This window comes from Azorhizophilus paspali (assembly GCF_043587585.2).
GTDB lineage: Bacteria > Pseudomonadota > Gammaproteobacteria > Pseudomonadales > Pseudomonadaceae > Azotobacter > Azotobacter paspali.
The window spans coordinates 266,877-292,026 of the sequence record NZ_CP171449.1; the positions used below are offsets into that span (position 1 = coordinate 266,877).

Consider the following 25,150-nt stretch of genomic DNA (forward strand, 5'->3'; position numbering starts at 1 on the left):
AAGCGGCGCTATCCCTGCGCGCGGCACCACAGGGCGGGATCGCTCGGGTGGCCCTGCTGGCGGATGGCGAAGTAAAGCGCAGGCATGTCCTGCCCGCCACTGGTACCGACCGTCGCGATCGGTTCGCCGGCCTTGACCATGTCGCCGGCGCTTTTCAACAAACTCTCATTATGCCCGTAGAGGCTCAGGTAGCCATTGCCGTGGTCGAGAATGACCAGCAGGCCCGAGCCGCGCAGCCAGTCGGCGAAGACCACGCGCCCGGCATGGATGGCACGCACCGGAGTGCCGGCATCGGCGCCGATCAGGACACCGTCCCAGAGGGTGCGGGCATCTTCGCTGCGTGGCGAGCCATAGGGCGCCAGCAGGCGACCATCGACCGGCCAGGATAGGCTGCCGCGCGCATGGGCGAAGGGGCCGTCGGGAGCTGCTCCCCGGTCGGACAAGAGCGGGGCTTCGCCGGCGGGCGCGCTGGCGTGTCGGCGCTGCCTTTCCTGCTCCTGCTGGCGGCGCTGTTCGGCGAGGGCACGCTGGCGTGCCTCCTCGGCCTCGCGGGCGAGGGTTTCTTCGATGCGCCGCAACACCCGGCCGAGTTCGGCTTGCTCTTCCTCGCGGGCCTCGAGTTTCCGGGCGCCGCTGGCGTATTCCCGGTTCAAGCGGGTCAGCATCCGGCGACGCTCCTGGCGCAGGGCGGCGAGCCGCTCGCGACGCTCTTCCAGCTCGCTCTTGCGCTCGCCGAGCCGGGTCCGCTGGGTGGCGAGGTCCTGCTCGACCACGGCCAATTGGCGCAGGGTCGCGTCGAAGGCTTCGAGCTGCTTCCGGCGCGCCTGGTCGAAGTAGCCGTAATAGGTCAGGGTACGCAACAGCAACTCCGGCCGCTGCTGGTTGAGCAGCAACTTGAGGTATTCCTGGCGAGCGCTCTGGTAGGTGGCGCGGGTCTGCACGGCGATCAGCCGCTGCTGTTCGTCACGGGTCTTTTGCAACGTCTGTTTTTCCCGGTCGAGACGACGGATCTCCCGTTCGCGCCCGTCCAGTTCGTTTTGCAGCTCGCGTATCCGGTTTTCCAGGTCGCCCATCTCCCGTTCGGTCTTGCCCAGCTCCTGCTGCACGCCGCTCCTTTCCCGGTTCAACTGCTCCTGCAGCTTCTTCAGCGTGGCGATGTCCTGGCGGGTCCGCTCCAGTTGCTCGAGGGTTTCGCTGCGCTCGTCGGCGAATGCCGGGCTGAGCGCGAGGGTGAGGATCAGCAGGGGAAGGATGCGGAACATGGGCGTGCGGCGTCGGGAGAGTGGATCGGCATAAGTATGCCTAAAAATGTGTCGTCCGGCTGCAGGCCGCAGCAATGACTCAGGGCAATCGCATGAAGCGCTCGCTCGATACCGGACTGGAACGGTTGTGTGAGCCTTGGCATGGCTGCTTGCCGAGGGGCCGGACAGTCCCTGTTTCGGCTCCCCGGCCGAGTTACTTTCTCTTTGCGCGCGCAAAGAGAAAGTAACCAAAGAGAAAGCGCGCCCGGTCATTCGGCCCCGGCTGCGCCGGGGTTCCCTCGCTCCGGCGCCGCTCCGAGGGTCGTCGCACAAGGGGCATCCATGCCCCTCGTACGACTCTCGCCGCCTCCCCGCGGCTCGCCCCTCTACGCGACGCCTGCGCTCGGCCTTCTGAACGGGAGTCGAGCTCCGGGTTGCCTGAAAGCGCTTGCGCTCTTCCTGTGGCACGGCCTGTCAGGCAACGCCGGATGCCCCCTTCAGAAGGCCGAGCGGAATCGTCGTGGAAGGGGTCGAGCGGCAAGGATGCCGCGAGAGCCGCGATGGGCCATGGATGGCCCTTCGCGGCGAGCCCCTGGAGCGGCGATGCAGGGAGGGAACCCGGAGCGAAGCGCAGGGCCGGATGAGGGGGTGGCCTTCTTTTGGGTTACTTTTTCTTGGCCAGGCAAGAAAAAGTGACTCGGCCGGGGGCCGAAACAGAAGGTATCCGACCACTCGGCAAGCAGCCAATGCACTGGATCTGAAGACCACGCCGGAACGACCAAGTACACAACCTTTCCAGCCCAGTATCGGGCAGGCATTTCATGCGATTGCCCTGAGCAATGACTCTGGACGACCAGCGGACAGGCCCGGGACCTGTCCGCGTCTTGCCGACTCAGGCCTGCTCGACCAGCGGCCGGCCTGTCATTTCCTGCGGCTGCGGCAGGTCGAGCAGCTTCAGTATGGTCGGCGCCACGTCGGCCAGCACGCCGCCTTCGCGGATGCGCAGCGCGCGCTTACCCACGTAGATGAAGGGCACCGGCTCGCAGGTGTGCGCGGTGTGCGCTTGGCCGGTGCTTTCGTCCTGCATCTGCTCGACGTTGCCGTGGTCGGCGGTGATCAGCGCCTCGCCGCCGACCTTCTCCAGCGCCGCGACGATGCGCCCGAGGCTGGCGTCCAGGCATTCCACCGCCTTGACCGCCGCCTCGAACACCCCGGTGTGGCCGACCATGTCGCCGTTGGCGTAGTTGGCGATGATCACGTCGTAGCGCCGGTTCTCGATGGCCTCGACCATGCGCTCGGTGACTTCCGGCGCGCTCATCTCCGGTTTGAGGTCGTAGGTGGCGACCTGCGGCGAAGGGATCAGGATGCGCTCCTCGCCCGCGAACGGCTCCTCGCGGCCGCCGGAGAAGAAAAAGGTGACGTGGGCGTACTTCTCGGTCTCGGCGATGCGCAACTGAGTCTTGCCGTTGTTCGCCAGGTACTCGCCGAGCACATTGGTCAGTTCTGTCGGCGGGAAGGCGCAAGGCGCCGGAATGCTCGCCGAATACTGGGTGAGGGTGACGAAGCCGGCCAGCCGCGGCACGCGCGGGCGCTCGAATTCCTTGAAATCGGCCTCGACGAAGGTGCGGCTCAGTTCGCGGGCGCGGTCGGCGCGAAAGTTCATGAACACCACGGCGTCGCCGTCTTCCACGCGCGCCGGTGCGCCGATGGCGGTGGCCTTGACGAACTCGTCGCTCTCGTCGCGGGCGTAGGCGGCCTGCAGGCCGGCTGCGGCGGTTTCGGCGACGTATTCGGCCTTGCCGTCGACGATCAGCCGGTAGGCCTGCTCGACACGGTCCCAGCGATTGTCGCGGTCCAGCGCGAAGTAGCGGCCGATCAGCGTGGCGATGCGGCCCTTGCCGAGGCGTTCGAAGGTGGCTTCGAGCGCCTCGATGGGGCCCTGGGCGCTCCTGGGCGGAGTGTCGCGGCCGTCGAGGAAGGCGTGCAGGTAGATCTTTTCGGCGCCGCGCCGCACAGCCAGTTCGGCCATGGCGGCGATGTGGTCCTGGTGGCTGTGCACGCCACCTTCGGAGAGCAGGCCGAGGATGTGCACCGCTTTGCCGGCGGCGACCGCGCGGTCGACGGCGGCGCAGATGGCCGGGTTGTCGAAGAACTCGCCGTCCTGGATGGCTTTGGTCACCCGGGTGAAGTCCTGGTAGAGCACGCGGCCGGCGCCGAGGTTCATGTGGCCAACCTCGGAGTTGCCCATCTGGCCGTCGGGCAGGCCGACATCCATGCCGGAGCCGGAGATCAGGCCGTGGGGGCAGGTGGCGAGCAGGCGGTCGTAGACCGGGGTGCGGGCGGCGTGGATGGCGTTATGGGCAGGGCTGTCACTGTGGCCGAAGCCGTCGAGGATGATAAGAACCAGCGGTTTGGGGATGGCAGTCATGGTTCCGACTCTGATTACGGTGAGGTGGGTGCCCGGCAGCCCGAGGCGTGCGAAAGGCGGCAGTCTACTGTTTCGCGAAGCGCAGCGTCATTGCCATTGACTGCCGCCGCGCTGGCGGGTTCAGCCGGTCCGGGGGGCTGTGTATACTGCCGGGATTTTACCGTTCTGGAACTTCCCGATGGTCTCCAAGCTGATCGAATTCGCTTCCAACCACTATATCCTCGTCGGCCTCCTGCTGGTCCTGTTGGTTCTGCTGCTGGTGACCGAGCTGCGTCGCGGCGGTCGCAGTCTCAGCAGCGGCGAGCTGACCTCGCTGGTCAACGGTGGTCAGGGCATGGTGCTGGATGTGCGTGCCCACAAGGAGTTCTCCGGCGGGCACATCGTCGATGCACTCAATATCCCCTACGACAAACTGACCGGCCGCATCGCCGAACTGGAAAAGTTCAGGAGCAAGACCCTCATCGTGGTCGACGCCATGGGCCAGCATGCCGGAACCGTCTGCCGCGACTTGCAGAAGGCCGGCTTCGACGTGGCCAGGCTGGCCGGCGGGATGAGCACCTGGCGCGGGGACAACCTGCCCGTGGTCAAGTGAGGGCGCCATGCCGCACACCGTCATCTATACCAGCGCCTGGTGCCCCTACTGCATACGGGCCAAGCAACTGCTGGACAGAAAAGGCGTCGCCTACCGGGAGATCGGTGTCGACGGCAAACCGGAGCTGCGCGCCGAGATGACCCGCAAGGCCGGACGCACCTCGGTTCCGCAAATCTGGATCGGCGATACCCACGTGGGTGGGTGTGACGATCTCCATGCCCTGGAGCACGCGGGCCGCCTGGACGCGTTGCTTGAGGATTGAATCCGCAAATCGATAAGGCTCTGCCATGACTGAACAAGCTAGCAACGGCGCCGCACAAGACGGCCAAAACGCCCAATTCTCCCTGCAGCGCATCTATGTGCGCGACCTTTCCTTCGAGGCACCGAAGGCGCCGGAGATCTTCCGCCAGGATTGGAAGCCGAGTGTCCAGTTGGACCTGAACACCAAGCAGAAAGCGCTCGACGGCGGCGACTTCTACGAAGTGGTGCTAAGCCTTTCGGTCACCGTGAAGACCGGCGAGGAAGTGGCCTTCATCGCCGAGGTGCAGCAGGCCGGCATCTTCCTGATCAAAGGCCTGGACGCCGAAGCCATGGGCCATACCCTGGGCGCCTTCTGCCCGAGCCTGCTCTTCCCCTATGCCCGCGAGGCATTGGACAATCTGGTCGTGCGTGGCTCCTTCCCGGCCCTGATGCTGGCGCCGGTGAATTTCGACGTGCTCTACGCCCAGGAGCTGGCGCGGATGCAGGCCGAGGGCCAAGCATCAAGTACGGTGCAGTAAGGTCGCGGCCCTGCCGAGAAAAAGCGCCCTGCGGGGCGCTTTTTCGTTTCCGTTCAGTCCATCGCGAAATCGAGCTGGCGCCAAGCCTCGTAGACCGCCACCGCCACCGTGTTCGATAGGTTCAGGCTACGACAGCCGGAGCGCATCGGCAGACGCAGACGCTGCTCCGGCGGCAGGCTCTCGCGAATTTCCTGCGATAGCCCACGACTTTCCGGCCCGAACAGGAAGGCATCGCCGCGCCGGTAGGCCGCGCTGTGATAAGACTGCGACCCCTTGGTGGTGAAGGCGAACAGGCGTGGCCGGCCGAGGCTCTCCAGGCAGGAGGGCAGGTCGGCGTGGCGCTTGAGGGTGGCATATTCGTGGTAGTCCAGGCCGGCGCGGCGTAGGCGCTTGTCGTCCAGTTCGAAGCCCAGCGGATCGATCAGATGCAGGCTGCAGCCGGTATTGGCGCAGAGCCTGATGATATTGCCGGTGTTCGGTGGGATTTCCGGTTGGAAGAGGATGACGTGAAACATGCACGGCTCCGGACAGGGAGGCGGCATTCTATCCTGCCGCCGCACCCTTGCCGTAGTCGGGGCGCTGCCGTCCCGCGATGGCGAGCCGGATGTCGGCGTTGTCGACCAAGGCTCTCGATGTTCCGTGCCGAGGCGAAGCATCCTGTGTGCCAGGGCTTCCAGGCTTGGCCGAAGAGGCGGATCGGTCCGGCAAGGCATATAGACAAAGGCTTACATGGTGTGATGGCAATCGCCACTGTTTAGTCGACGGAGGGATGCCTAGTCTATTGCTCAAGGGCGTCGCGCAGGAAGCGCATCGAAAAACACGGACGGCGTCGCAGGTTCCGCCAGGATGGCGGATGATAGGGAGATCGCGCAGGAGGCGCATCGACCGGCATGGATGGGGTCGGGAATTCACCGGGAAGGTGAGGCCGCAGGGATGGTTGGCGCAGGATGCATTGGGGAACTCAGGGACGATCGCCAGGATGGCATTGTTTAGGGACGACGCGCGCAGGATGCGCCATGTGATTCAAGGACGATTCAGGGACCATTCAAGGATGATCGGGGATGTTCCGCCAGGATGGCGGAGGTAGTCAGGGATGTCAGAATCAGTCTGCAAAACCCCGCTTTGCGGGGTTTTCTTTTTTGCGCCTGCGAAACGGCGTTTCGGATTCAGCCACGGACCTCATGGAGGTCGGGCATTCTCTCCAGCAGCGAGCGCAGCAGGTTCACCATGCCCTGCTGGCGCTGGGCATCGCGGTAGATCATTTCCACCTTCAGGGGGATGCGCGGTTCGCTGAGCGGTTTCCACAACAAACCCGGATGACTGTGCGGCGACCGCGAGCAGCTCGGCAGCACCGTGGCCAGGGTCGTATGCGGCAGGCTGTCGAGGATGCTGTTCGTGTGGTTTAGCTCGGCCTGTACCTGCGGGCGCCGGCCGAGCATGCTGGGCATGCTCCTGCCAGATCTGTGGCACGCGGAATTCCTCGCCGAACAGAAGTATCGGCAACTCTGCCGCCTGGGCCAGGGAAACCTTCTTGAAGTCCTTGAGCGGATGCTTTTCCGGGGTCACCAACTGCAATTTATCCTCGTACAAAGGCAGGCTGCGCAGCCCCGGCTGACGCGGCGGCAGAAAACCGATGCCGATATCCAGGGTGCCGGCCAGCAGGCGTCGTTCGATATCGATGCCGGACAATTCGTAGAGCTGTACCACCAGGTGCGGCTGGGCCTGGCGCAGACGCTCCAGTAGCGGCGGCATCAGGCTGGCGCTGACCGTTTGCAGCACACCGACCCGCCAAGCTGCGTGCCGCCTGCCCGCGGAAGGAGTGTAGTGCGTTGCGAGCGCGCTCCAGGCCTTCCAGCAGCGGCACCGCGTAGCCGTGATGCTGGAGCCGCTGCAGGGCGAGACGGAGGGGCAACTTGCGAGTACCTGCAGGCTGTCCTCAATTGTGCAATGAGCGCGGCCTGCTGCTGATCCTCGATGAGGTATAGACCGGGATCGGGCGTTATGGCGCGCTGCTGGCCGGGGAGTTGTATGATGTACGTGTCGACATCGTCACGCTCGGCACGGGATTGGGCGAGGCAATGCCTCTGGCGGCTCTGTTGGCTCGCGGTAGCGCCTGCTGCTTCAAACCGGGTGATCCGGTCGTTAGCTGTCATGGCAACGCAGTGCTGAGCGCTGCCGGTCTGGCGGTACTCGACACCGTGGGAGCCGGGTTTTCTTGAGCACGTTCGCGCGGCCGGCGAGCATCTGCGCGAGGAACTGGTTCTTGGTCGGTCGCTATGCTCACGGCCCGCTGCGCGGCCTGGGTTTGTTGATGAATTGGCCGCTGGCGGGCCTCCCGGCTATGGCGGTGGTGGAAGCGGCGCTGAAGGAGCGCCTGCTGATCGGCGCGCCGCACGCACTGTCTGCGCTTTTCGCTGGCGCTGACGGTCAGCCACGGCAATATCGATGAAATGCTCAAGCGCCTGACGCGTGCGCTGTGCCGGGTTCCCGGCCGAAACTAAATACCGTCTCTTGCGAAATTGCGGCCGCCCCGCCAGGAATGCCGGGGCGTTTTTTTGCCTGTCGGTCCAAAACGAATAAAGAAAATCCTTGTGCAGGCGAAGGCGAAAAAAGAGGCTGGGTCCGACCGCTGCCCAACCTTCACGCCAAACCGTGCCGCGCTCTGCTCCGACGCGGTTTCCGCAGGGACGGGCGAGCACTGGGGCTTCAGCGAGATTCGTGCCGTTGGGCAGATGCGGATATTGGCGGTGAATTTTGCTGAAAATCACCGATCATGCCGAGGTCTGACGGGGCATGCGAGCCAGGGGCATCCTGCCGACAGGACATGTCCAAGATGCTGGACACGGGATGTCTCGCTAGTCGGATGTCGCAACGGGCGTCGAGCAGGGCAAGCATGGAGTGGCGGACGTCAAGGAACCCAGGAGGGCTATCTCCGGTCGATTCAGGAAAGCCTTGCGACTATCGACGGAGAATCCCATGGACCTGCTGCGCATTATCATCGCCATTCTGCTGCCGCCGCTTGGCGTGTTCCTGCAGGTAGGTTTCGCCGGTGCCTTCTGGCTGAACATCCTGCTGACCCTGCTCGGCTACCTGCCGGGCATCATCCATGCGGTGTACATCATCGCCCGGCGCTGAGTCTCAGCGGCCGGCGGCCAGGCGTCCGCCCTGGGCCAGGGTCCATTCCACCAGTTGCTGGCTCAACCGGTCGCTGGCCGCGCCGAAGGCGGCGACCACGCTGTCGAGCCGTCCGTCGCTGACGCTCTGGCGCACCTCGAAGCGGCGACTGGCCAGGATACGCTGGCTGGCGCTGTGCACCAGGTTGACATCGAGACCGAGCCGGACCTGCGGCTGGCCGTCGACGTATTCGCTATGGAAGCTGCGCAGGTCGCCGAGTAGTTCCAGATCGGCGTAGAGATGGTTGTCGTCGCTGCTCACCGAGGCGGTGCGGCCGTCCTCGCGGAAGGCCTCGATCAACCGGTCACGCAGCAGGGTCGGGGCGTCGTCGCTCCAGCGGGCGCCCTGGTAGTTGCTGATCCGGTTGCCCTCCGGCATCACCGCGATGCGTGCGCTGCCGAGCATGCGGTCGGCCTTGGGGGTCACGATGCGCAGCGCCTGGTCGAGGCGGGCGGTGGCCGGCTGGGCCTGAAGAGGCGTGCCGGGCAGGCGGTAGATGTGAATGGGCTCGGCTTCGGGCAGCACCGAGCAGGCCGTCAGGCTGCCGAGCAGAGCGAACAGGAAGAGAGGGTGGCGGGTCATGGTGCGAACTCCTGCATCTTCTCCCGACCGAGGAAAAAGCCCGAGGGATCGTCTTCGAGATGGCGGGTGACCCGGCGCAGTCCGCCGAGGGTAGTGCGCAGCTCGCTGATCGCCGGGCCCAGTTCGGCGATGCCGTCCATGCCGTTGTGCAGGGCCTGCTGGTTTTCCTCCAGCAGACGATCCAGGCGCGAGGTGCTGCGTTCGAGGGCGCTCATCGAGCGCTGTGTGCTGGCCAGCAGCTTGCGGCCGTCGCCGTCCAGCAGTCCGTTGGCGTTGCGTGCCAGGCGGGTGACCTCTTCGAGCAGGGTACCGGTCTGCCGGCCGAGCTGGTTGAGCTGTCGCACGGTCTGGCCGAGTTCGTCGCGCTGCGCGGCGATCGCTCCCGTGGCCTGTTCGAGATGTTCCAGGATATGGCCGAGGCGGCCGACGTTGTCGGCCGAGAAGAGGAGGCTGGCGCCGGTCAGAATGCTGTTGATGCTGCTCATCACGTCTTCGCCCTCGTCGAGCAAGGTGTTGAGCGGGGAAGGATCAGCGACGATCAGCGGCGGCTTGCCACCCTCGCGTTCGAGGCGCGGGCTTTGCGGCGTGCCGCCGAACAACTGGATACTGCGGGCGCCGGTGATGTTGGCCAGCAGCAGGCGGACGCGGGTGTCCTGCTTGATCGGCGTGCCGCTGTCGATGCGGATGAGCGCGCGGGCCATGCGCGGGTCCTGGGGGTCGAGCCAGAGCTGTTCCACGTCGCCGACCCGGATGCCGCTGTATTCCACCGGACTGCCGACCGCCAGGCCGCTCACCGAATGGTTGAACAGCACCTCGTAGTGATCGAACTCGCGGTCCAGGCTGAACTTGCTCAGCCAGAGGGCGAGCAGCAGGGCGGCGATCACCGCGACGACCGTGAACAGGCCGATCAGCACATGATGAGCGCGGGTTTCCATCAGGGGGTCTCCTGCAATTCGGCGGCCTGCCGTGCCGCGCGGCCGCGCGGGCCGTGGAAGTATTCGCGTATCCAGGGATCGTCGGTGGCCGCCACCGCTTCCAGACGGCCTTCGACCAGCACGCGCTTTTGCGCCAGCACGGCGATCCGGTCGCAACTGGTATACAGGGTGTCGAGGTCGTGGGTGACTAGGAACACGCTGAGTCCGAGGGCATCGCGCAGGGTGAGGATGAGCTGGTCGAAGGCCGCCGCGCCGATCGGGTCGAGCCCGGCGGTCGGCTCGTCGAGAAACAGCACTTCCGGGTCCAGCGCCAGGGCTCGGGCCAGGGCGGCGCGCTTGATCATGCCGCCGGACAGTTCGTCCGGGTACTTGTCGGCGGCGTTGGCCGGCAGGCCGGCCAGGGCCAGCTTGAGGCGGGCCAGATGCTCGGCCTCGGGGCGCGTCAGTTCGGCGTGTTCGATCAGCGGCAGGGCGACGTTCTCCGCGAGATTGAGCGAGGTGAACAGGGCGCCCTGCTGGAAGAGCACGCCGAAACGCCGCTCCAGCCGGGAGCGGCGCAGGGGCGGCAAGGCCAGCAGGTCCTCGCCGAACACCTCGATGCGCCCGGCGCTGGGCCGGTGCAGACCGACGATGCTACGCAGCAGTACCGACTTGCCGGTACCCGAGCCGCCGACCACGCCGAGGATTTCGCCGCGGCGGATGTCCAGGTCGAGGCCATAGTGCACCGTCTGCTGACCGAAGCTGTTCACCAGGCCGCGTACCCGGATCAGCGCCTCCCGGGACGGCGCGCCAGCGCTCACCAGCCCATCTCCATGAGGAACAGGGCGGCCAGGGCGTCGATCAGGATCACCATGAAGATCGACTGTACCACGCTGGAGGTGGTGTGTTCGCCGACCGACTGGGCGCTGCTGCTGGCCTTGAAGCCCTCCAGGCAGCCGATCACGGCGATCAGGAAGGCGAACAGTGGCGCCTTGCCGAGGCCGACCAGATAATGGTTGACCGGAATTTCCTGTTCGAGGATGGCAAAGTACTGCACCGGCGAGATGTCCAGCGCCAGGACGCAGACCGCCAGGCCGCCGAGGATGCCGCAAAGCATGGCGATGAAGGTGAGGATCGGCAGGGTCAGCAGCATCGCCAGCACCCGCGGCAGCACCAGCAGTTCGATCGGATCGAGACCGAGGGCGCGGATCGCGTCGATTTCCTCGTTGGCCTTCATCGCGCCGATCTGCGCGGCGAAGGCGCTGGCGGTTCGCCCCGCCATCAGAATGGCGCAGAGCAGTACGCCGAATTCGCGCAGGAAGGAATAGGCCACCAGGTTGACGGTATAGATAGTAGCGCCGAACTGGCCGAGCACGGTGGCGCCGAGGAAGGCCACCACCGCGCCAACCATGAAAGTCAGCAGGGCGACGATGGGCACGGCGTCCAGCCCGGTCCGCTCGATGTGCGCCACCAGCGGGGTGATGCGCCAGCGTCGTGGGCGCGGCAGGGTCGTCAGCAGGGTGCTCAGCGTCAGACCGATGAAGCCGTACAGCGTGCGCTGCTGTTCCCAGAGCGTCTCGACGACCCGGCCGATATGCGCCAGCTCGTCCTTGAGGGTAGAGCGTTCCGGCTCTTCCTCGGTACCGGCGGAGCCGGCGACCGCCATGGCGACCGTGCGCAGCAGGGCCTGGCGTTCGGCCGGCAATTGCGGCGCCCAGCGGGCGATGTCCGTCAGGCGCCGGGCGCCGAGCAACTCCACGAGTAGGCCGGCGCCTGCGGTGTCGAGCCCGCCCAGGCCGTCCAGCACGACCGGGCAGGTGTCGTCGAGCCGCGGCCTGGCGCGCTCGATTTCGCGTTTCAAGCGTGAATAGTGCTGCAACGTCCAGTCGCCGACGACGTTCAGCCCGGGAGGCTGGCCGGCACTGCTCGGTTGCAGTTGACCTGGTGATGAAGGGGTCGGATACATCGTTGCCCTGTCCGTGTCGCCTTGCGGTGGAGACTCGCGACGAATCTCGGAGGATCATAGCAGCCTGTTTTTTCGATCACAGCATGCAGCTGGCCGGAGTCGGGATATGTTCAGGAAGGCGTTGCTCCCGTTAGGCTAGCGGCTTTTCACGTCGAGGATGTTCCACCATGTCCGACCGCGCCGAAACGCCGTCTGTCCGGGAGCCGTTCAACGCCATCGAGATTCGCATTCTGGGGTGCCTGATCGAGAAGCAGGCGACCACGCCGGAAAGCTACCCGTTGACCCTCAATGCCCTGGTGCTGGCCTGCAACCAGAAAAGCAGCCGCGAGCCGCTGATGAGCCTCGCTTCCGGCCAGGTCGGCCAGGGGTTGCGCCAACTGGAGGGACGCTCCCTAGTGGAGCTGGTCATGGGCAGCCGGGCGGACCGCTGGGAGCATCGCCTCGACAAGGCCTTGCAACTCACGCCGCCGCAACTGTCGCTGATCGGCCTGCTGTTGCTGCGCGGTCCGCAGACCGTCAGCGAACTGCTGACCCGCAGCGCCCGCCTGTACGCTTTCGATGACGGCGAGGAACTGCAGCACCAACTGGAGCGGCTGATCGGTCGCGAACTGGTCTGCCGCTTGCCGCGCCAGCCGGGGCAGCGCGAGGAGCGTTACATGCATCAATTGGGTAGCGCGGAGGATCTGGAGGAACTGCTGGCCGCACGCGCGACCCAGGCGGCGGTCAACGAGGGGGCGGGGGGTGGCCGGATCGAGGCGCTGGAAGCCCGCATCGCGGAACTGGAGACGCGGTTGGCGAAGCTGGAAGAGGATCTGGGGAGCGGCGAGCCGCGGGGCTGAGCCGGGTTTTCCGGAAAAGGGGATCGTTTAAAGCACAGAGGGGAGCCTGAGCTCCCCTCGAAATCGACTTTGTGCTTTGTTCTTCTTGTGCTCGATCTGTTGTTGTTTTTGTCGACCGCCACTCTGCAGAAAGTGCTTCAGTCGGCCCCAGCCGGGGCCAAGAGCAAACGTATTTCTTTGATCGCCGATATCGCGATGATCACAAGTGATCCAGCCAGTCCGGGCGCTACCTCAAGGTAGTTTTATTGTTCTCTGTTCGGCTGCGGGGCCTAGACCCCAGGAGCGCGAATCCTCTCCAAAAAAATCAGTTTGCGCCGTCTCTGCTGTGCTTGTTCTTGTTATGTCAGAGTCGTTTCGTATTGTTGTTCTTGAGATACCGTTTTTTATTTTTGTTGTGTACGAGATAGAGCATTACCTGTGCCAAAAAAATAAAGCCATGGAGAATCAAGGGTTTATATTTTTTGGTGTTTTAGTGGAGCCCACGGAGAGGGAAATTCTGTTTCCGTTCGACCCAGATCTGCTACCCGTGGCCGGGGTGAGGGTAACAACCGGGCGCCCGTCCGGCTCTGCTGGGTAACGTCCGCTCGTTACCGATCCCGGCCGGGGCTCAGCGGGCGTCGAAACGCGCCGGAGTTTCGGGCTGGCTGGCGAGGATCGCGCTGGCCAGTTCCATGTCGCTGGCCTGCAGGCGCGGGTCGGCCTCGCGCAATTGCTGCAGCGCCGCCTCCAGGTAGGGACCGCGAATCCGCCCGTCGCTGGCGACGAAGGTGCCGGCATCTTCCCGGGCGGCGACGATCAGCTTGTCGTCCTTGACGGTCAGGTAGGTCGAGGCGGTGGTGATACCGGAGGAGATGATGTCGCGTACGAAGTCGTCGTCGGCCTGTGCCGTGCCGAAGGGGAGAGCGGTGAGGCCGATGGCAAGGACGGCGATCTTGCTGTTCATGAGGTAACTCCTGGGCGCGATGTCTAAATGAGATCATCTGCGTGTGATCCGGGTTCCCCGCCGGCGGCTTCGGACTCGGCCGGCCCGATCAGCGGTCCAGCAGATGCTCGCGCCAGCATTTCCAGAGCAGCAGCAACAGCGTCGACAGGCTGACGAACAGCAGCAGTTGCAGCTTCCAGGAAAAATCGGGCAGGACCTGCAGCAGCACGGCGAGGCCGGTGGCGACCAGGGCCATCCACAACAGGTAGCCGCCGGCGTCGAAGACTTCCAGGATCAGTAGCAGGAGGCCGAGCCCCAGCCAGAGCCAGGGCGACAGTCCCTGCAGAAAGGTCAGCAACATGGGCAACTCCGTGGGCCGGGACGGGGACGGATGATTCGGTGATTTGGCATGGAGCTTTCCCGAGAATGGAGGGACGATACGCAATCCTACCGGTTCATTGCCCGTCGCTCTGTGGGGTGACGCGCATGACTTCTTCGAAGGTGGTCGAGCCGGCGGCGACCTTCAGCGCGCCGGACAGACGCGGGCTGCGCATGCCGTCCCTGAAGGCGGCGCGGCGCATCGCGAGCAGGTCGGTATCGGTTTTGATCAGTGCTTCGAGGGCATCGTTCGGCAGCATGATCTCGTAGACCCCGGCACGTCCGCGATAGCCAGTGTCGCGGCATTCGGCGCAGCTCACCGCCCGCTGCGCGCCGCTCGGCTGCGGGGCGTTCCAGGGACGGGTGAGAGCCTGCCAGTCGGCTGCATCGAGACTGACCGGCGCCCTGCAGTGCCGGCCAGGGTTCGTACCAGGTGCTGGGCCATGACCCCGAGCAGGGTGGCCTTGATCGGGTAATGAGGCACGCCCAGCTCGAGCAGGCGGGCGATGGCGCCGGGCGCGTCGTTGGTGTGCAGGGTGGAGAGCACCAGGTGACCGGTGAGTGCCGCCTGGATGGCCATCTCGGCGGTTTCGCCGATCATGATGATGTCCGGGGCCTGGCGCATCAGCGCGCGCGCCGCTGGCGAAGTCCAGATCGATGTTGCGCTGCACCTGCATCTGATTGAACGCCGGTTCGATCATCTCGATGGGATCTTCGAGGGTGCAGACGTTGACTTTCGGCGTCGCCAGTTGTTTCAGCGTGGTGTAGAGGGTGGTTGTCTTGCCCGAGCCGGTCGGACCGGTGACTGACCAGGACGATGCCGTTGGGCTGGCCGGTCATGCTCCGCCAGCGCCGCAGGTCGTCGGCGGAGAAACCGAGGGCGTCGAAGCTCTTGAGCAATACCTCGGGGTCGAAGATGTGCATCACCAGCTTCTCGCCGAAGGCGGTCGGCAAGGTCGAGAGGCGCAGCTCGATCTCGCCGCCATCCAGGCTTCTAGTCTTAACCCGGCCGTCCTGCGGCTTGCGCTTCTCGGCGACGTTCATCCGGCCGAGACTCTTCGGCCGGCCCATCACCGCCATGCTTACCTGCGACGGGAATTGGTAGACGTTGTGCAACACGCCGTCGATGCGAAAGCGCACGCTGCCGGCCTCGCGGCGCGGCGCGGCTCGATGTGGATGTCGCTGGCGCGCTGCTCGAAGGCGTACTGGAAACAGCCAGTCGACGATGGTGACGATGTGTGCGTCGTTGGCGCCCAGCTCCCGGTCCGCCGCGCCGAACCCGAGCAACTGCTCGAAATCGCCGGCGCCGGCGCTGTTCTGCTCCGAGGCCGAGGCGCTGCTGACCGACCTGGCCAGGCGGTAGAACTCCTGGGTGAAGCGGCGGATGTCGACGGGGTTGGCCACCACCCGGTGGATCGGCCGCCCGAGCGCCTGGGCCAGGTCGGCCTCCCAGGCGCCGACGAAAGGTTGCGCGCTGGCGACCGTGACGCCGTCCGCCGCGACTGCCACGGCGAGGATGCCGTGGCGCTGGATGAAGGCGCGGAACATTAGCGGGGTGATCGCGGCGACGTCGAGCTTCAACGGGGCGATACGCAAGTAGGGTTGCCCGGCGTAGTCGGCCAGCCATTGGGTGAGGCTTTCCAGGTCGAGCTTGCGGTCGGGCCGGAGGCGGTCGTCGAGCCGTTGGGCGGCGAGCGACTCCAGTGGGTGCTGTCGGCTGTCCGGGGCGCTGCGCTGGATTGCCAGGCAGCGCTCGGCGCTGGCCCGGTCGATCCGGCCGCAGGCGACCAGTTCGCGCAACAGCTCGCCCGGATCGAGCCGGCGGTCCTCGGTGGGAGATGCGATGGAAAGCATGCGGGGGCTCAGCGGTTCTACGTCCGCATGCCAGCATGCCCGATGGGGTCGTCGGGGCGAAGCGACAGCCGTTTTCAGGGGCTTTTTCCGTGACCCAGGTCGAGGCTTTGTTCCCTTTTGGCCCGGCTCCTGGCCTTGGAAGGCGGCGTGAGGCCCATGGAGACATAGATGCTGGTTAACTCGTCGATCCCCATGTGCGCCGGACGTACCCAGTCCACCGGCACGTAGAGCAGGCCGCCGCCGACCGGGATCGGCGCGGTGGGCACCAGCACGGCATGGTAGCTGCGGCCCTCGATCTCAATCGGCGCGGAGCTCGGCAGAAGCGCCAGCACGGCGACGCCGTCGCCGCCGAAGAAGCACCAAACCGGGCTCATGGCGCCGATATCGGGGTTCTTGTCCTTGTCCAGCAGGGCGACGAAGCGGTCCGCCAGGTTGTAGAGCTGGCCGATCAGCGGGGTGCGCCGCAAGGTGACGTCGATCAGCCGGGTCAGCGGCCCGCGCAGGCCCAATTGCACGGCCAGGCCCAGCGGGTAGAGGCAGGCCAGCAGCACGAAGCCGCCGAACAGGTAGGCCAGCGACGGATTGCTCACGAAGTATTGGCCGAGCCCGGCGGAGATCTGCCCGGCGAGGGTGGAAGGGCCGATCAGGCGATTCAGCAGGCTGATGATCCAGGCCAGCAGCACCAGGGTCAGGGTCAGCGGCAGAAGCGCCAGAAGGCCGGTCAACCAGGTGGTGAAGATGGTTTTGAGACTTAGCTTGAACATTGCGTGCGTCCGTATGGAGTCGCGCGGCAGGGCTCGCCTGCCGCGCGGGAGCCTATTTCAGCAGCGCTTTCCAAGGTTTCAGGGTCGCCACGATCCGCGCCTGGGCGACGCGCTGCTCGCGCAGGTCATCATCCAGCGGACGGGCGGCCAGCTCGCCGAGCTTCGCCAGTTCGCCGTACAGGCGGTCTGGCTCGGGCATTTCAAGCACGTTGCGGGCAAGGCGCAGCCAGACTAGCACACGCTCGAGGCGCGGAAGCTGCTCCGTTAGATTTTCCGGCTGCTGCTGGCAGCGGGGCAGCGACAATGCGCGCGCTTCGTCGGCCAGCAGATGCGTCAGCCAGCGGCCCAGGGGCGTTGCTCCCTGGCGCTGGCCGGCGGCGTTGCGCCGCTCGGTCCAGGCGCGGGTCAGCAGCCAGCGCGAGGCTTGCAGTGAGAACAGTCCCCAGCGCGGTCGTTCCAGTTCGGCGGCGAAACGGGCCGGAGCCGCCTGACGCACGGCTTCGTCGTCCCGGCCGGCGACGAGCTGTGGCCGCCAGTCTCCGATCAGTGCGTCCAGCGCGCCGCGCAGGGCGCTGGAGCCGGCCCGCGGAGCGGCCTGGCCGAGGCTGCCGAGCAGGGCGCGCAAGTCGATCAGTTGGGCGAGCCACTGCTCCAGTAGTTTCCAGTGGCCGTTGAAGCGGTACTGCTCGGCCAGGCGCTGGCTGCAGCCGAGCAGGTGCCAGGCCAGCGGCGCGAAGGCCTCGTCCAGCAGCAACTCCGCGTCCAGGATCGGCGCCGGCGGGACGAGGGTGTAGCTGGCCGGATCGAACAGCCGGTAGCCGCGTTCGGCCTTGCTGATGTCGCAGGGCATCAGCGGCAGGTCGGCGGCCAGGGTGAGGGCCAGTTCCAGCAGCGCGGCGGGTTCGCCCTCGCGCAGTTCCAGCTCCAGTTCGCAGATTTCCTCCTCGCGCGGACCGGTGACCACCTTGCCTAGATCCAGCGCCGCCTCGACGGCCACCCGATGCCCGTCGCGCTGCCAGATCAGATCGGCCTTTTCGCGGACGAAGTCGGTGCTGAAGATCGGCAGCAGGGTGCTCTTGTCCAGGCCGGCCAGCTCCGCCGGCCAGCACTGGTCGTCGAGCAGTGCCGGGTCCAGGACGGGCGCTTCCAGGTACCAGTCCCACTCGTTGCGCTCGGATAGCCCGGCGACGCTCTGCCCGCGGCTCTTCAGGGTTTGGATGCACTGCCCGCCGTCGCGCCGCAGGCGCAGGGCCACCCGGGCGCGGGCCAGGTCGCGCGCCGGGGTGTCGTAGTACTGGTTGAACAGTTCGTGGCGCTGCCAGCCGCCCTCGCTGCGGGCGATCAGCAAGGGGTGTTCGCGCAGAGCGGCGAGGGTGGTGCGACTGACGCGCAGCTTGATTTCGGTTTCTTTGGCCATCGTCGACTCACAGTGGGATGTTCGGGCGAACGGCGCGGGACTCCGGCCGGCATGCCGGCGCGGCGGCATTCGGGCCGGCGGGGGAGTGAGCATGAAAATTTCGTGATCGTCCGCCAGGGGCGCGGGATTATGCCAGAAGGCGAGAAGGGCCGCCGCCGGAGGCGGCAGCGGATTGTCGGCTGTGGGTTATCACAGGCTGTAGGGTGGATGGCTGAAGCCATCCACCGTGGCGGCGGCGGTGTGGTGGAAAACGCTGCGCGGTTTTCCACCCTACAGGTAGCGATCCGTGCCGATGGCGCGGCAACCGGCGATCCGTGAGGTAGGCCGGTCGCGGGTGAACCGGCTCCACCAAGGACGGCGTTTCGAGTTGACGTAGGGTGGATGGCCGAAGCCATCCACCGTGGCGGCAGCGGTGTGGTGGAAAACGCTGTGCGGTTTTCCACCCTACAGGTAGCGATCCGTGCCGATGGCGCGGCAACCGGCGATCCGTGGGGTGGAGCCGGTCGCGGGTGAACCGGCTCCACCAAGGACGGTGTTTCGAGTTGACGTAGGGTGGATGGCCGAAGCCATTCACCGTGGCGGCGGCGGTGTGTTGGAAAACGCTGTGCGGTTTTCCACCCTACGGGTTGAGTCCACGCCGGAGGCGTGGCGAATCGGTGGCAGGCTGTCATCGTCCGGTCACCCTGAACTGTTAAGGAAGCCCGGTGCCCGCTTTTCTCCTGCCGAGGCGCTTTCGTTCCTTCCGCCCAGGACCTGTCCATCCGCATGAACCGCGATTTCGTCCACAGCAGCCAGGACGCCGACCTGTTCGGCCTGCTCTATGGCTTCCGCTTCCGTCCCGGCGAGCACGGCCGGGAGGTCGATTCGGCGACCGCGCTCGAATGCCTGCGCCAGTCCCGCGACTCCGACGAGTTCCTCTGGCTGCACCTGAACCTGGCGCATGCCGCCTGCGAGCGCTGGATGCGGACCCATCTGGACCTGCCGGAGTCCTTCTTCGAAACCCTGCGCGAAGGTTCCCGCTCGACGCGCATCGAGCACGTCGACGCGGCGCTGCTGGCGGTGGTCAACGACGTGGTGTTCAGCTTCGGCCGGGTGTCCTCGGACGTCGCCACCCTTTGGGTCTGCGTGCGCCGGCATTTGCTGGTCAGCGTCCGCCTGCAGCCGCTGCGCTCGGTGGACGAACTGCGCTCCTCGGTGCGGCGCGGCGAGTGCTTCCGCTCCACGCTGGAACTGCTGGTGCACCTGTTGCGCGACCAGGGTGACATCCTCACCCGGATCGTCCGCGATACCAGCACTGGCGTCGATCGCATCGAGGACCAATTGCTTTCCCTGCGCCTTTTTGACAATCGCGCCGAACTCAGCGCCATGCGCCGCGTGCTGGTGCGCCTGCATCGCCTGCTGGCGCTGGAGCCGGGCGCGCTGCTGCGCCTGCTCAACCGGCCGCCGGCCTGGCTGGCCGAGGCGGACGTGCAGTCGCTGCGCGAATCCACCGAGGAGTTCTCCCTGGTGATCAGCGACCTGACCGCTCTCGGCGAGCGCATCAAGCTGCTGCAGGAGGAGATCGCCGCCACCCTCAACGAGCAGAGCAACCGCACGCTGTCCACCCTCACCCTGGTCACCGTCTTGGCGTTGCCGATCAACATCACCGCCGGTTTCTTCGGCATGAACGTCGACGGCATCCCGCTGGCGGAAAATCCCCATGGCTTCTGGGTTCTGGTGGCGCTGGTCGCCACCTTCACCGCCCTGGCCGGCTTCCGGGCCTTCCGCAAGGGTGGCGACCAGTAGCTGGAAATTACTGGCTATTCGCCCGGCCGCTCTGAGCCGGACCTGCGCGGCCCCGGAGGCTCCCTGCGGCGGCTGTCCAGGTCGACGCGGCGATATCCTCGGCCGCCACCCCGGCCTATGATGACGGCAGGCTCTGTACAGGAAACCCGCCGATGTCACTCCCCAGTCTCAAGCAGCAGTTCGCCGAACTGATCGCCCTGCCTTCGGTGAGCTGCACCCAGGCTGCCTTGGACCTGCCCAACCGTCCGCTGATCGAGCGCCTGGCCGGCTGGCTGGACGAACTCGGTTTTGCCTGCGAGATCCAGGATGTCGCCCCCGGCAAGTGCAACCTGCTGGCCAGCTACGGCAGCGGTCCCGGCGGTTTGGTGCTGTCCGGGCACAGCGATACCGTGCCTTTTGACGCCGCGCTGTGGAAGAGCGATCCGCTGGCCCTGCGCGAGGCCGATGGCCGCTGGTACGGCCTCGGCAGTTGCGACATGAAAGGCTTTTTCCCACTGGCGATCGAGGCGCTGCGCCCGCTGCTCGACCGGCCGTTTCGCCAGCCGCTGCTGATCCTCGCCACCTGCGACGAGGAAAGCTCGATGGCCGGCGCCCGCGCCCTGGCCGCCGCCGGCCGACCGCTCGGCCGCGCCGCGCTGATCGGCGAGCCGACCGGGCTCAGGCCGATCCGCCTGCACAAGGGGGTGATGATGGAGCGCATCGATATCCTGGGGAAAAGCGGCCATTCCTCCGACCCGAGCTTCGGCAACAGCGCCTTGGAGGCCATGCACGAGGCCATCGGCGCGCTGCTCGAACTACGCGGCCAGTGGCAAAGCGAATTCCGCAACCCGCTGTTCGACGTGCCGCAGCCGACCCTGAACCTCGGCTGCATCCACGGCGGCGACAACCCTAACCGCATCTGCGGCCAGTGCGCGCTGGAGTTCGACCTGCGCCCCTTGCCAGGCATGGACCCGCAACAACTGCGCGCGGCGATTAGCGGTCGGCTGCGTCCTTTGGCCGAGCGGCGCGGCGTGCGCATCGACTACGCCCCGCTGTTCCCTGGGCTGCCGCCGTTCGAGCAGGCGGCAGGCAGCGAACTGGTGCGCCTTGCCGAGCGCCTCACCGGACACCGCGCCGAGGCGGTGGCCTTCGGTACCGAAGCGCCCTACCTGCAACGGCTCGGCTGCGAGACCATCGTTCTCGGCCCCGGCGACATCGCCTGCGCCCACCAGCCGGACGAATACCTGGAGCTGGCGCGGATCGAGCCGACCGTGCAACTACTGCGGCAACTGATCGGGCATTATTGTCTGAATCCCGCCTGAGCGGCGCAGTTCGTAGGGTAGACAACGCCGCAGGCTTGTCCACTATGGTGGATGGCTCCGGCCATCCACCCTACTGATTGGGCACTATTGCCTCGCTCCTGTACACGATCGCAGATACGCGTTTTCCATCGACAGGTTTTCCATGCGCGACTACGTCAACTGGCTCCGCCACGCTTCGCCCTACATCAACGCCCACCGTGACTGCACCTTCGTGGTCATGTTGCCGGGCGAGGGCATCGAGCATCCCAACTTCGGCAACATCGTCCACGACCTGGTGCTGCTGCACAGCCTCGGCGTGCGCATGGTGCTGGTGCACGGCTCGCGCCCGCAGATCGAGGCGCGCCTCGCTGCCCGCGGGCTGACCCCGCGCTTTCACCAGAACCTGCGGATCACCGACGTGCCGACCCTGGAGTGCGTGATCGATGCGGTCGGCAGCCTGCGCCTGGCTATCGAGGCGCGCCTGTCGATGGACATGGCCGCCTCGCCGATGCAGGGCGCCCGGCTGCGGGTGGTCGGCGGTAACTTCGTCACCGCCCGGCCGATCGGCGTGGTCGACGGCATCGACTACCTGCACACCGGCGAGGTGCGCCGGATCGACCGTAAGGGCATCGGCCGCCAGCTCGACGAGCGCGCCATCGTGCTGCTTTCGCCCCTGGGCTATTCGCCGACCGGGGAAATCTTCAACCTCGCCTGTGAGGACGTGGCGACCCGCGTAGCCATCGACCTGGGCGCCGACAAGCTGTTGCTGTTCGGCGCCGAGCCGGGCCTGCTCGACGGGCAGGGCACGCTGATCCGCGAACTGCGCCCGCCGCAGGTGGCGGCGCATCTCGAACGCCTCGGCGCCGACTACCAGGGCGAGTTGCTCGACGCCGCCGCCCAGGCCTGTCGCGCCGGCGTGCCGCGCAGCCACATGGTCAGCTATGCCGAGGACGGCGCGCTGCTCACCGAACTGTTCACCCGCGACGGCGGCGGCACCCTGGTCACTCAGGAGCAGTTCGAGAAACTGCGCGAGGCGACCATCGAGGATGTCGGCGGGCTGCTCGAACTGATCCGCCCGCTGGAGGAGCAGGGCATTCTGGTGCGCCGCTCGCGCGAGGTGTTGGAGCGCGAGATCGGTCAATTCAGCATCGTCGAGCGCGACGGCCTGATCATCGCCTGCGCCGCGCTCTATCCGATCGCCGACTCCGATGCCGGCGAACTGGCTTGCCTGGCGGTGAATCCCGACTACCGCCACGGCGGGCGCGGCGACGAACTGCTCGAACGCATCGAGGCGCGCGCCCGCGCGCTGGGCCTGAAGACCCTGTTCGTGCTCACCACCCGCACCGCTCACTGGTTCCGCGAGCGCGGCTTCCAGCCCAGCGGCGTCGAGCGCCTGCCGGCGGTGCGCGCCTCGCTGTACAACTACCAGCGCCAGTCGAAGGTATTCGAAAAGACGTTGTAGGCGGGAACGGGCTCTGGATGGCCGAAGCCATCCATCACGACCACGGTGGAAAACGCTACGCGGTTTTCCACCCTACGCGGTCCCTGGGGGGCGCAGGGCGGGTGTAACCCGCCGATTTCGTCGTGATCCACCATGTCCGGCCGGTTGCGCGTCGAACGTCCGGCTGCCTGGTGTGGAAGCGGATTCATCCGCGACTTGCGCCAACGGCGCGACGAACCGGCCAAGTGGCTACCCGCCGGGCGGGTCGGTCGCGGATGAATCCGCTCCGGCCGTAGGGCGGATGGCCGAAGCCCTCCGCCGTGGTGGGCAGCGGGTGGTGAAAAACGCTACGCGGTTTTCCATCCTACTGACTCAGCGCGCGGTGGCCCACTGAGCAGCAAGACGGTATCTACAGGAGCGCGGCATTCTTCGTCGTCTCGACCGTGCAGCGACTGGCGCAGCGAACTGGGCGGCATGCCGCTCCAGCGCTTGAGCGAGCGGCGGAACCCCGAGCCACGGAAGCGATCCGTTCGCACTCCACGAGCTGATCGGAATATTTTTGCATGGCAAAAAATATTTTTTAATGTTTTTTCTTGTTGCTGGTCTAGCTTAATGACGCATGTTTTGTAGGTGCGTGACTTGCATGAGTACCCTTCTCCCTCCGTATGGAGGGATTTTTTTGCGCTGCATTATAGTGCGTGCGGGCATATGGATGGCCATGCTTCTCCTGCCGCGGCAAGTGACGACCGTGATCGTCGAGGCGCCCGTCCTCGCCGTTGGTTTGCGGGTGACAAGGGGGGCTGAGATTCGGGCGAACGCCTGGCCGGCCAGATGGCCAGTTCGGTCGATCGGCTGGCTTGGCGCGAGGTACTCCCCGTGGCGCACCGTTGTCGGAGTCCAGCCCCGGCCCCGGAGCTGGGCATGGCTGACCCATCGCCTGCGAGTACCCGGAGAACGCCACTGGCGCCGAGGCCGGCCGACCGGAACTGTTGTGTCTGCCGAAGGGTGCCCGGAACGGAGGCACGCTGTCGGTAAAGAGCATTGATCGGCGCGGGACTCCGGAGGCAGGAATCAGTCCCCTGCGCCCTGAATGCTCGCCTGATAGGCCGCGACGAAATCGTCGAAACTGCCGGTGTCGCGGCGTTCCAGTTCCGCCTGTTCGGCCAGGGAGGCGCGGGCCTCGGCCTCGAAGGCCTGGCGTTGCTCCTCGCCCAGCGGGCGGGCGCGGAAGCTTTCGGCGTGGGCCAGGCTCTGGCGCAGGGCGAAGGCGCGAAAGCTCTCGCCGCGCTCGCGCAGGGTCGCGAGGAGGCGTGCCGAGGGGGTGAGCTCCGGGGCGGCAACCTTTGCCTGCTGGGCGTGCAGGGCCTTTTCGTAGCCGTCGCCGCCGTAGGCCCGGTCGAACAGGGCGGCGAGCGGCTGCAGGCGTTCGAGCAGTTCGCCCGCCCAGGCCGCGAGCGGCACCGGCTGTCCGTGGCGCTGCAAATGCAGGTTGGGACGGCGACCCTCTTTGACCACCTTGAGGAAGTTGCCGGTGCAACTGGCGCATTCGCTCGCGGTCAGGCAGGGGCTGTCTTCGAGGGCACAGAACAGCAGGAAGGCGTCGAGGAAGCGTGCCTCGTCGAGGTCGATGCCCAGCGGCAGGAAGGGGTCGATGTCCAGGCAGCGCACCTCGACATACTGCACGCCGCGGGCGACCAGCGCCTGGATCGGCCGCTCGCCGCTGGCGGTGACGCGCTTGGGACGGATGATCGAGTAGTACTCGTTCTCGATCTGTAGGACGTTGGTGTTGAGCTGCAGCCATTCGCCGTCGCGCTGGGCGCCGATCGCGGCGTAGGGCGCGTAGGGGGTGGAAACCGCCCGGCGCAGGCTGTCGGTGTAGCTGGCCAGGTCGTTGTAGCAGGGGGTCAGGTCAGCCTGGGCGTTGTTGTGGTAGCCCAGGTCGCTCATCCGCAAACTGGTCGCCCAGGGCAGGTAGAGGGTTTCGGCGTCGAGCTCCTGCAGGTGATGCGGGTAGCCGCGCAGGAAGCTCTTGTCCAGCGCCGGCGAGGCGCCGAACAGGTACATCAGAAGCCAACTGTAGCGGCGGAAGTTGCGGATCAGCGCGATGTAGCGCTCGGACTGGAAGTCGCGGACGCTGCAGACATCGCCCTCGGCCCGCTGCAGTAGCGACCAGAGCTCTTCCGGCAGGGAGAAGTTGTAGTGGATACCGGCGATGCATTGCATGGTCCTGCCGTAGCGCAGCGCCAGTCCCTTGCGGTAGACGTGCTTGAGCCGGCCGATATGGGAGTTGCCGTAGCGGGCGATGGGGATGTCCTCTTCCGCCGGCAGCGGGCAGGGCATCGACGGGCTCCAGAGATATTCGCCGTCGAGCTTGGCGTAGGCAAAGCGGTGGACGCGCTCCAGCGCGGCGAGGGTCGCCGCCGAGTCGGTCTCGGCGGGGGTGATGAACTCCAGCAGCGCTTCCGAATAGTCGGTGGTGATATATGGATGGGTCAGCGCCGAGCCAAGCGCCGCCGGGTGCGGGGTCCGCGCCAGCTCGCCGGTGGCGTCGACGCGCAGGCATTCGCGCTCGATGCCATGCAAGCAGTGCCTGAGCAGGGACTGGTTGGCGGGCTCGCCCAGCAGGGCCAGGCGACGGGAGAAAAGCTCGCTCAAGTTAGAATTCCTTTCAGGCACGATCGGCCCAATATGGGGACTGACGTACGGCTATACAAGTATCGTCAGCCCCGGGCCGAAGGGAAGTGGCTGCGGTCGGGCAGGCGCACGGGATCGCTCGCGGCGGGCGAGGCCGCTG

At 66.3% G+C, this 25,150-nt stretch carries 22 protein-coding genes and 3 pseudogenes; 9 read left to right on the plus strand and 16 right to left on the minus strand.

The window, feature by feature from the left end; all coding sequences use genetic code 11:
- Positions 1–8: 8 nt before the first annotated feature.
- Positions 9–1,262 carry a murein hydrolase activator EnvC family protein gene (locus ACGI6K_RS01445; protein ID WP_376943067.1) on the minus strand — a complete coding sequence of 418 codons (1,254 nt, stop codon included), beginning with the start codon at positions 1,260–1,262 and terminating at the stop codon, positions 9–11.
- A gap of 871 nt (positions 1,263–2,133) precedes the next feature.
- On the minus strand, positions 2,134–3,669 hold the full coding sequence (gene gpmI, locus ACGI6K_RS01450) for a 2,3-bisphosphoglycerate-independent phosphoglycerate mutase (protein ID WP_377968989.1): 1,536 nt from the start codon (positions 3,667–3,669) through the stop codon (positions 2,134–2,136).
- 178 nt (positions 3,670–3,847) lie between these two features.
- Here gpmI and ACGI6K_RS01455 point away from each other — a divergent pair, with 178 nt between their 5' ends.
- Genes ACGI6K_RS01455 through secB form a run of 3 tightly spaced genes read left to right on the plus strand, consistent with a single transcriptional unit; the run spans position 3,848 to position 5,040 of the window.
- On the plus strand, positions 3,848–4,261 hold the full coding sequence (locus tag ACGI6K_RS01455) for a rhodanese-like domain-containing protein (RefSeq protein ID WP_376948246.1): 414 nt from the start codon (positions 3,848–3,850) through the stop codon (positions 4,259–4,261).
- Between the two features lie 7 nt (positions 4,262–4,268).
- Positions 4,269–4,523 carry a glutaredoxin 3 gene (gene grxC / locus ACGI6K_RS01460; RefSeq protein ID WP_376948247.1) on the plus strand — a complete coding sequence of 85 codons (255 nt, stop codon included), beginning with the start codon at positions 4,269–4,271 and terminating at the stop codon, positions 4,521–4,523.
- A gap of 25 nt (positions 4,524–4,548) precedes the next feature.
- Positions 4,549–5,040, plus strand: coding sequence for a protein-export chaperone SecB (secB, locus tag ACGI6K_RS01465; protein ID WP_376948248.1), 492 nt, complete (start codon positions 4,549–4,551; stop codon positions 5,038–5,040).
- A 53-nt stretch (positions 5,041–5,093) separates the two neighbouring features.
- On the opposite strand, the gene ACGI6K_RS01470 is transcribed toward secB, so the two are convergent.
- Together ACGI6K_RS01470 and ACGI6K_RS01475 are read right to left on the minus strand one after the other, a co-directional pair.
- Positions 5,094–5,555, minus strand: a complete 462-nt coding sequence (locus tag ACGI6K_RS01470) for a tRNA (cytidine(34)-2'-O)-methyltransferase (RefSeq protein ID WP_376948249.1) — start codon at positions 5,553–5,555, stop codon at positions 5,094–5,096.
- Between the two features lie 651 nt (positions 5,556–6,206).
- Positions 6,207–6,973 (minus strand): annotated as a pseudogene (locus tag ACGI6K_RS01475) (LysR family transcriptional regulator substrate-binding protein); the annotation flags it as partial.
- Positions 6,974–7,255: 282 nt separating this feature from the next.
- On the opposite strand from ACGI6K_RS01475, the gene ACGI6K_RS01480 reads away from it, so the two are divergent.
- Positions 7,256–7,489 carry a hypothetical protein gene (locus tag ACGI6K_RS01480; protein ID WP_435576105.1) on the plus strand — a complete coding sequence of 78 codons (234 nt, stop codon included), beginning with the start codon at positions 7,256–7,258 and terminating at the stop codon, positions 7,487–7,489.
- A 527-nt stretch (positions 7,490–8,016) separates the two neighbouring features.
- A complete protein-coding gene (locus tag ACGI6K_RS01485) occupies positions 8,017–8,175 on the plus strand; it encodes a YqaE/Pmp3 family membrane protein (RefSeq protein WP_376948251.1) in 159 nt (52 codons plus the stop codon).
- A gap of 3 nt (positions 8,176–8,178) precedes the next feature.
- On the opposite strand, the gene ACGI6K_RS01490 is transcribed toward ACGI6K_RS01485, so the two are convergent.
- The 4 genes from ACGI6K_RS01490 to ACGI6K_RS01505 are packed head-to-tail and all read right to left on the minus strand — an operon-like array spanning position 8,179 to position 11,676.
- The gene (locus ACGI6K_RS01490) at positions 8,179–8,796 is read right to left on the minus strand and encodes an ABC-type transport auxiliary lipoprotein family protein (protein ID WP_376948252.1); all 618 of its coding nucleotides are present in this window, start codon (positions 8,794–8,796) and stop codon (positions 8,179–8,181) included.
- On the minus strand, positions 8,793–9,731 hold the full coding sequence (locus ACGI6K_RS01495; RefSeq protein ID WP_376948253.1) for an MlaD family protein: 939 nt from the start codon (positions 9,729–9,731) through the stop codon (positions 8,793–8,795). The genes ACGI6K_RS01490 and ACGI6K_RS01495 overlap by 4 nt, the downstream gene beginning before the upstream one ends.
- Complete coding sequence (locus ACGI6K_RS01500; protein WP_376948254.1) at positions 9,731–10,531, minus strand: ABC transporter ATP-binding protein; 801 nt, start codon at positions 10,529–10,531, stop codon at positions 9,731–9,733. Before ACGI6K_RS01500 ends, ACGI6K_RS01495 begins: the two co-directional genes overlap by 1 nt.
- Complete coding sequence (locus ACGI6K_RS01505; protein ID WP_376948255.1) at positions 10,528–11,676, minus strand: MlaE family ABC transporter permease; 1,149 nt, start codon at positions 11,674–11,676, stop codon at positions 10,528–10,530. Before ACGI6K_RS01505 ends, ACGI6K_RS01500 begins: the two co-directional genes overlap by 4 nt.
- 167 nt (positions 11,677–11,843) lie before the next feature.
- Between ACGI6K_RS01505 and ACGI6K_RS01510 the strand changes: the two genes are divergently transcribed.
- A complete protein-coding gene (locus tag ACGI6K_RS01510; protein ID WP_376948256.1) occupies positions 11,844–12,515 on the plus strand; it encodes a YceH family protein in 672 nt (223 codons plus the stop codon).
- Positions 12,516–13,122: 607 nt separating this feature from the next.
- Here ACGI6K_RS01510 and ACGI6K_RS01515 read toward each other — a convergent pair.
- The 7 genes and pseudogenes from ACGI6K_RS01515 to ACGI6K_RS01545 all read right to left on the minus strand — a co-directional run bounded on the left by ACGI6K_RS01515 (position 13,123) and on the right by ACGI6K_RS01545 (position 17,850).
- Positions 13,123–13,458, minus strand: a complete 336-nt coding sequence (locus ACGI6K_RS01515) for a DUF2388 domain-containing protein (RefSeq protein WP_376948257.1) — start codon at positions 13,456–13,458, stop codon at positions 13,123–13,125.
- Between the two features lie 88 nt (positions 13,459–13,546).
- Complete coding sequence (locus tag ACGI6K_RS01520) at positions 13,547–13,798, minus strand: NfeD family protein (RefSeq protein WP_376948258.1); 252 nt, start codon at positions 13,796–13,798, stop codon at positions 13,547–13,549.
- A 94-nt stretch (positions 13,799–13,892) separates the two neighbouring features.
- On the minus strand, positions 13,893–14,135 hold the full coding sequence (locus tag ACGI6K_RS01525) for an ATPase, T2SS/T4P/T4SS family (RefSeq protein ID WP_435576114.1): 243 nt from the start codon (positions 14,133–14,135) through the stop codon (positions 13,893–13,895).
- Positions 14,132–14,573: pseudogene (locus tag ACGI6K_RS01530) on the minus strand (GspE/PulE family protein). The gene ACGI6K_RS01525 and the pseudogene ACGI6K_RS01530 overlap by 4 nt, the downstream one beginning before the upstream one ends.
- A 106-nt stretch (positions 14,574–14,679) precedes the next feature.
- A pseudogene (locus ACGI6K_RS01535) lies at positions 14,680–15,669 on the minus strand (GspE/PulE family protein); the annotation flags it as partial.
- A gap of 74 nt (positions 15,670–15,743) precedes the next feature.
- Positions 15,744–16,433, minus strand: a complete 690-nt coding sequence (locus ACGI6K_RS01540) for a DUF502 domain-containing protein (RefSeq protein ID WP_376948259.1) — start codon at positions 16,431–16,433, stop codon at positions 15,744–15,746.
- 52 nt (positions 16,434–16,485) lie between these two features.
- On the minus strand, positions 16,486–17,850 hold the full coding sequence (locus ACGI6K_RS01545) for an inorganic triphosphatase (RefSeq protein ID WP_376948260.1): 1,365 nt from the start codon (positions 17,848–17,850) through the stop codon (positions 16,486–16,488).
- Positions 17,851–18,615: 765 nt separating this feature from the next.
- Between ACGI6K_RS01545 and ACGI6K_RS01550 the strand changes: the two genes are divergently transcribed.
- From ACGI6K_RS01550 to argA, 3 genes are all read left to right on the plus strand, one after another.
- A complete protein-coding gene (locus ACGI6K_RS01550) occupies positions 18,616–19,635 on the plus strand; it encodes a transporter (protein WP_376948261.1) in 1,020 nt (339 codons plus the stop codon).
- Positions 19,636–19,787: 152 nt separating this feature from the next.
- Entirely contained in the window at positions 19,788–20,936 is a 1,149-nt protein-coding gene (gene argE, locus ACGI6K_RS01555; RefSeq protein ID WP_376948262.1) for an acetylornithine deacetylase, read from the plus strand.
- A gap of 142 nt (positions 20,937–21,078) precedes the next feature.
- Complete coding sequence (argA, locus tag ACGI6K_RS01560; protein ID WP_376948263.1) at positions 21,079–22,377, plus strand: amino-acid N-acetyltransferase; 1,299 nt, start codon at positions 21,079–21,081, stop codon at positions 22,375–22,377.
- Positions 22,378–23,427: 1,050 nt separating this feature from the next.
- On the opposite strand, the gene gshA is transcribed toward argA, so the two are convergent.
- A complete protein-coding gene (gene gshA / locus ACGI6K_RS01565; protein WP_376948264.1) occupies positions 23,428–25,011 on the minus strand; it encodes a glutamate--cysteine ligase in 1,584 nt (527 codons plus the stop codon).
- Positions 25,012–25,150 lie beyond the last annotated feature (139 nt).

Excerpts from the sequence above, each read along its gene's own strand:
- ACGI6K_RS01445 (WP_376943067.1), bottom strand. The coding sequence starts at position 1,262 with ATGTTCCGCATCCTTCCCCTGCTGATCCTCACCCTCGCGCTCAGCCCG.
- gpmI (WP_377968989.1), bottom strand. The coding sequence starts at position 3,669 with ATGACTGCCATCCCCAAACCGCTGGTTCTTATCATCCTCGACGGCTTC.
- ACGI6K_RS01455 (WP_376948246.1), top strand. The coding sequence starts at position 3,848 with ATGGTCTCCAAGCTGATCGAATTCGCTTCCAACCACTATATCCTCGTC.
- grxC (WP_376948247.1), top strand. The coding sequence starts at position 4,269 with ATGCCGCACACCGTCATCTATACCAGCGCCTGGTGCCCCTACTGCATA.
- secB (WP_376948248.1), top strand. The coding sequence starts at position 4,549 with ATGACTGAACAAGCTAGCAACGGCGCCGCACAAGACGGCCAAAACGCC.
- ACGI6K_RS01470 (WP_376948249.1), bottom strand. The coding sequence starts at position 5,555 with ATGTTTCACGTCATCCTCTTCCAACCGGAAATCCCACCGAACACCGGC.
- ACGI6K_RS01485 (WP_376948251.1), top strand. The coding sequence starts at position 8,017 with ATGGACCTGCTGCGCATTATCATCGCCATTCTGCTGCCGCCGCTTGGC.
- ACGI6K_RS01490 (WP_376948252.1), bottom strand. The coding sequence starts at position 8,796 with ATGACCCGCCACCCTCTCTTCCTGTTCGCTCTGCTCGGCAGCCTGACG.
- ACGI6K_RS01495 (WP_376948253.1), bottom strand. The coding sequence starts at position 9,731 with ATGGAAACCCGCGCTCATCATGTGCTGATCGGCCTGTTCACGGTCGTC.
- ACGI6K_RS01505 (WP_376948255.1), bottom strand. The coding sequence starts at position 11,676 with ATGTATCCGACCCCTTCATCACCAGGTCAACTGCAACCGAGCAGTGCC.
- ACGI6K_RS01510 (WP_376948256.1), top strand. The coding sequence starts at position 11,844 with ATGTCCGACCGCGCCGAAACGCCGTCTGTCCGGGAGCCGTTCAACGCC.
- ACGI6K_RS01515 (WP_376948257.1), bottom strand. The coding sequence starts at position 13,458 with ATGAACAGCAAGATCGCCGTCCTTGCCATCGGCCTCACCGCTCTCCCC.
- ACGI6K_RS01520 (WP_376948258.1), bottom strand. The coding sequence starts at position 13,798 with ATGTTGCTGACCTTTCTGCAGGGACTGTCGCCCTGGCTCTGGCTGGGG.
- ACGI6K_RS01540 (WP_376948259.1), bottom strand. The coding sequence starts at position 16,433 with ATGTTCAAGCTAAGTCTCAAAACCATCTTCACCACCTGGTTGACCGGC.
- ACGI6K_RS01545 (WP_376948260.1), bottom strand. The coding sequence starts at position 17,850 with ATGGCCAAAGAAACCGAAATCAAGCTGCGCGTCAGTCGCACCACCCTC.
- ACGI6K_RS01550 (WP_376948261.1), top strand. The coding sequence starts at position 18,616 with ATGAACCGCGATTTCGTCCACAGCAGCCAGGACGCCGACCTGTTCGGC.
- argE (WP_376948262.1), top strand. The coding sequence starts at position 19,788 with ATGTCACTCCCCAGTCTCAAGCAGCAGTTCGCCGAACTGATCGCCCTG.
- argA (WP_376948263.1), top strand. The coding sequence starts at position 21,079 with ATGCGCGACTACGTCAACTGGCTCCGCCACGCTTCGCCCTACATCAAC.